Below are 4,092 nucleotides of genomic sequence, written 5' to 3'. Positions count from 1 at the left end.
TGAGTTCAGTATTGGTGACAGACCACCACAAGTATCCAACCTCAATTCTGTTCACAAGACCATCGTTGATGTTCTCGGCGAGCGATACCGTCGAATTTATTCTTAAAGTAGGTGCGGAATGACGGTGGGAAACCCTCCCGCCAATGTTATTTCAACGGTAAAAGTGACGGCCACCCGTGAGGGGCAACGTAGCGACGTGATCGTGTCCAACACACTGCCGTTCTATCTCAATGTGAGCAAGATTGCGCTTAACGCGTCGGGCGCAACCATCCCGGCGACAGCAGATATGGTCGCGCCATTAAGCCAACGCACGTTCTGGTTTACTCGCGCCGTGCCGTCAGGACGTCATACCGTCACGGTAACGATCATCAGCGATCAGGGAGCCAGACTCAGTGCCGACTTCCCGTTATGAGCGGCTTGCGTGCCCATTAACGCCTGCTCCTCTGTGGCTGGCTGCGGCAGTGGCCGGGTTGGCATCGTCGGTACACGCTGAAGACTATTACTTCGACCCGGCGTTGTTACAGGGGGCGGCCTATGGTCAGGATCTGGCGCGTTTCAATCAGCACGATGCGCTGATTGAAGTCGGTGAGCACGTACTGAACGTATTCGTTAACGATCAGATGATTGCCGCCAGTGAGACGGTGCTGTTTATCGCTACCGCCGAAGAGGGCGTGAAAGCCTGCCTCTCTCCGGCCTTGCTGGAAAAAACGGCCATACGTATGAACCGCAACACACTGCGGTAACCGGCAGAATGTGTGTTACTGAGCGATACCGGCCAAAGCGTGGCTGAAGAGGTGGATCTCACCGCCTTGCGCCTCAATCTGGTGGTGGCCCAGCAGGCCTTGTTGCGCACTCCACGCGGCTATATTCCGGTTTCGGAGTGGGACAGTGGTATCCCTGCGCTGTCGTTACGCCATAACACCAACTACTACCGCACGGAAAATCGTGACAACTATTATCGCTACGGCTATTTGTGGAGTGCGTTGAATGCCGGTTCCAATATTGGTTTGTGGCAGCTTCGCCATCAAGGGAATCTGCGCTATTACGACAGCAGCGTCAGTGGCAGCCAATATAAATACAACGCGGTGCGCACCTGGGTGGACAGGCCCATCCCCGCCATTGAAAGCATGCTGACGTTGGGTGACAGCTACACCAGTAATAGCCTGTTCGGCAGTTTGTCATTCAATGGCGTCAAGCTTGCCAGCGATCAGCGTATGTGGCCGCAGGGGCGCAGAGGGTTTGCGCCCGAAGTGCGCGGCGTAGCGGGGGCTTCTGCGCGCGTGGTAGTGCGGCAACTGGGGCAGATTATCTATGAAACCAGCGTTCCGCCCGGTGCTTTCGTGATCCGCGATTTGTATAACACGCAGGATCGCGGGGACTTGCAGGTAGAGGTGATCGAGGCCAACGGGCGGGTATCAACCTTTACCGTACCCTATGCCTCCGTCCCCGATTCAGTGCGTCCCGGTAACTGGCAATACGAAGTGGCAATGGGGCGCGTGCGCCATTTTAATAGCATCGATAACCAATTTGCCGAAGGCGTTGTCCAGCACGGCCTCAATAATGTGTTAACGCTCAACGGCGGTGTACGCGTTGCGGATGACTATGTCGCGGGATTGTTTGGTACGGTGATCGCCACCCCTTTATCGGGGCCATCGGGACGAACGCGACCTGGTCGCATGCGGATGTGAATGGTCATACAGAGTCGGGTTGGCGTAGTGAACTCAGCTACGGTCGCACCTTTGCCAGCGGCACCAGCGTGGTACTGGCTGCCTGGCACTACTCCACCACCGGTTTTCGCGATCTGCAAGATGTGCTCAGTCAGCGCCGCCAGTATCGCAATGATGGGAACTACTCTACTGGTCAGACAGTCTGAGGCTTTGTTGAATAAATAGATTTTATGCTGGCAGCCAAGTGAAACGACGGATCCTCGCAACGCAAAATCATGCAGTTAGGCCTCATGAGAAAACTGTACACCTAAGATGACAAGCATTTTCTACCAAAACTGGCATAGAAAAACAGCATGATTACCTATTATTCAACAAAGCCACAGTCTGAATCAAAAAAACCGTTTCTCCGCCACAGTTAGCCAGGCGATGGGCTCGTGGGGCATGCTGAACATGTCGGCCAGCACCAGCAGCTACTACGGTGAATCGTCACGCGTTACTCAACTGCAACTCGGCTACAATAATTCCTGGCGAAACATCAGCTATAACCTGAGCGTGGCGCGCCAGCGCACCGTGTGGGAACGTGGACGTAATTTCGTCAGCGTCAGTGATGGAGACTATGACAATACCGGTCAGCAGCGCTATACCGAAACCCTTGTCGCGCTCGGTTTCTCTGTGCCCTTTGATGTCGGGAGCACCCGCTCTACGGTCTCGTTGGACATGAACCGCACTGGAGCGTCACGTTCAGGCACGCTGAGTGTGGCGGGGTCTTCAGGCGACGACAGGCAGTTCACCTGGTCTGCCTACACTGGGGTAGAGAATTATCAACAGGGCGGTAACGCTATGACATTTGGCGGTAGTGCACAGCAAACGACTTCCGTTGGTGCGTTGCGCGCCTCGGTGGCGCAAGGCGACAACTATCGCCAATTTGGCGTCGGGGCCGCCAGTACGCTGGTGTTGCATCAGGGCGGGGTGACGCTTGGGCCTTATGCCAGCGATACCTTCGCGTTGATCCTCGCTCCGGGTGCCGAAGGCGCGATGGTACGCAATGGTCAGGGGGCTACGGTCGATCGCTTTGGCTATGCCATCCTGCCGTCGCTGGCCCCATACCGTTATAACACCATTACGCTGGATGCCAGCACCATGAACGATGAAACTGAACTGCAAGGTGGCAGCCAGCGCGTGGTTCCTTACGCGGGGGCTTTGGCGCAGGTCAGTTTTTCCACCTTGCAAGGTAGGGCGGTGCTGATCGCCACGCAGCTTGAGGACGGGAGTTTTCCCCCAATGGGAGCCGATGTGGTAATGGCGGCGGGCAACAGCGTTGGCATGGTCGGGCAGGGGGGGGGGGGCAAATCTATGCCCGCCTTGCCGAAGAACGCGACACCTTACAGGTGGTATGGGGCCAGCAGGTTGGGGAGCAATGTCTGGTCAGCTACCGTTTACCGTCACGCGGCAGCGACGCTTTCACCCATCTTGATCTGCCCTGTCAGCCTCGGAGGTCGCCATGACATCGCGTATCATATTCTGGCTGGCAGTGCTGTTACTCGGGTGCCAGACGGCCTACAGCGCCTGTATTCGCGTCACCAGTGCCACCTCCTTATCGCAGGCAGCGCGCAATGCGGGCTATACCGCGACCGCCTGGAATGGCGCGTGCGATACCTGTAACGGCAGAAACATTGGTATGCCCGGCGTGATAAGCCTGAGCAGCGGCACCTTTCAGCCCTCAGGTACTTTGCTGGCGAGCAGCTCAATCAGCTTTCTGAGTCAGGGCGCGCAGACGGCGTTTACCGCTAATCAGATCTTGTTTCGCTGTGCGGTCGCGGATGCCAGCAGCCTGTTCGAGATGTACGCCACCAATGGCGATAGCGGCTATGCCGGGATGTACGCGGCCAGTGAGATTGACGGCGCTTACTACAGCTATGTGCGCAATGTTGCGGTCAGGCTCACCCATTTAAAGAGCGGGGCCTACTTTTCCCGCTATTGGCAGGGGTGGCAACTGACGCCGTCCGACTGGTTCTCCGATGGCACCTATATCTATATTCCGGCCAGCGCCTTCAGCGATATTTTGATGGAAGTGTTCAGTATCGACAGCACCACGTGGTATGGCAACGCCTATAATCGCTACACCTACCTCTACAGCCAGCCTCACGGCTATACCGCGTTCAAAGGCCCGGGGCTCAGCGCGAATGTGACTGAGGGCGCTGATTCGGCAACCAAATATGAAGGATGGCCCTATGACTGGCCTGGTACCTGGAGCCTGTACGCAACGGGGGTGACCTTTGTACGCGGTGCGTCTTGTCGCGTGGATGATTTTCCGAATGTCGTGATGCTGCCGTTGATCACCGCCAATCAGTTGCGTCAGGGCGGTACCAGCCGTGCGGGGTTCTCCGTCACCATACAGTGTGAATCCGGGGCACTATCCAGCACC

4 protein-coding genes and 3 pseudogenes are annotated in these 4,092 nt (G+C 56.7%); all 7 read left to right on the top strand.

What is annotated here, in order from left to right; all coding sequences use genetic code 11:
• Positions 1 to 118 precede the first annotated feature (118 nt).
• The gene (locus ACTBDZ_RS15655; protein WP_438815997.1) at positions 119 to 412 is read left to right on the top strand and encodes a hypothetical protein; all 294 of its coding nucleotides are present in this window, start codon (positions 119 to 121) and stop codon (positions 410 to 412) included.
• Positions 393 to 869 (top strand): annotated as a pseudogene (locus tag ACTBDZ_RS15650) (FimD/PapC N-terminal domain-containing protein); the annotation flags it as partial. The gene ACTBDZ_RS15655 and the pseudogene ACTBDZ_RS15650, both read left to right, overlap by 20 nt.
• On the top strand, positions 843 to 1,688 hold the full coding sequence (locus ACTBDZ_RS15645) for a fimbria/pilus outer membrane usher protein (RefSeq protein ID WP_438815998.1): 846 nt from the start codon (positions 843 to 845) through the stop codon (positions 1,686 to 1,688). The pseudogene ACTBDZ_RS15650 and the gene ACTBDZ_RS15645, both read left to right, overlap by 27 nt.
• A complete protein-coding gene (locus ACTBDZ_RS15640; RefSeq protein ID WP_438815996.1) occupies positions 1,685 to 1,873 on the top strand; it encodes a fimbria/pilus outer membrane usher protein in 189 nt (62 codons plus the stop codon). Before ACTBDZ_RS15645 ends, ACTBDZ_RS15640 begins: the two co-directional genes overlap by 4 nt.
• 157 nt (positions 1,874 to 2,030) lie before the next feature.
• Positions 2,031 to 2,873 (top strand): annotated as a pseudogene (locus ACTBDZ_RS15635) (fimbria/pilus outer membrane usher protein); the annotation flags it as partial.
• Between the two features lie 131 nt (positions 2,874 to 3,004).
• Positions 3,005 to 3,172: pseudogene (locus tag ACTBDZ_RS15630) on the top strand (FimD/PapC C-terminal domain-containing protein); the annotation flags it as partial.
• On the top strand, positions 3,169 to 4,092 hold a 924-nt coding region (gene stbD, locus ACTBDZ_RS15625), incomplete at its 3' end, for a fimbrial usher protein StbD (RefSeq protein WP_438815995.1). The pseudogene ACTBDZ_RS15630 and the gene stbD, both read left to right, overlap by 4 nt.

The sequence above is a fragment of the Symbiopectobacterium sp. genome, assembly GCF_051710365.1.
In the GTDB taxonomy this organism is placed as follows: Bacteria; Pseudomonadota; Gammaproteobacteria; order Enterobacterales; family Enterobacteriaceae; genus Symbiopectobacterium.
The sequence above is the reverse complement of the archived record's forward strand: the minus strand, read 5'-3'. Positions and strand labels throughout refer to the sequence as shown.

What these genes read in the sequence shown, in the direction of transcription:
- ACTBDZ_RS15655 (WP_438815997.1), top strand. Translation starts at nt 119, where the DNA reads ATGACGGTGGGAAACCCTCCCGCCAATGTTATTTCAACGGTAAAAGTG.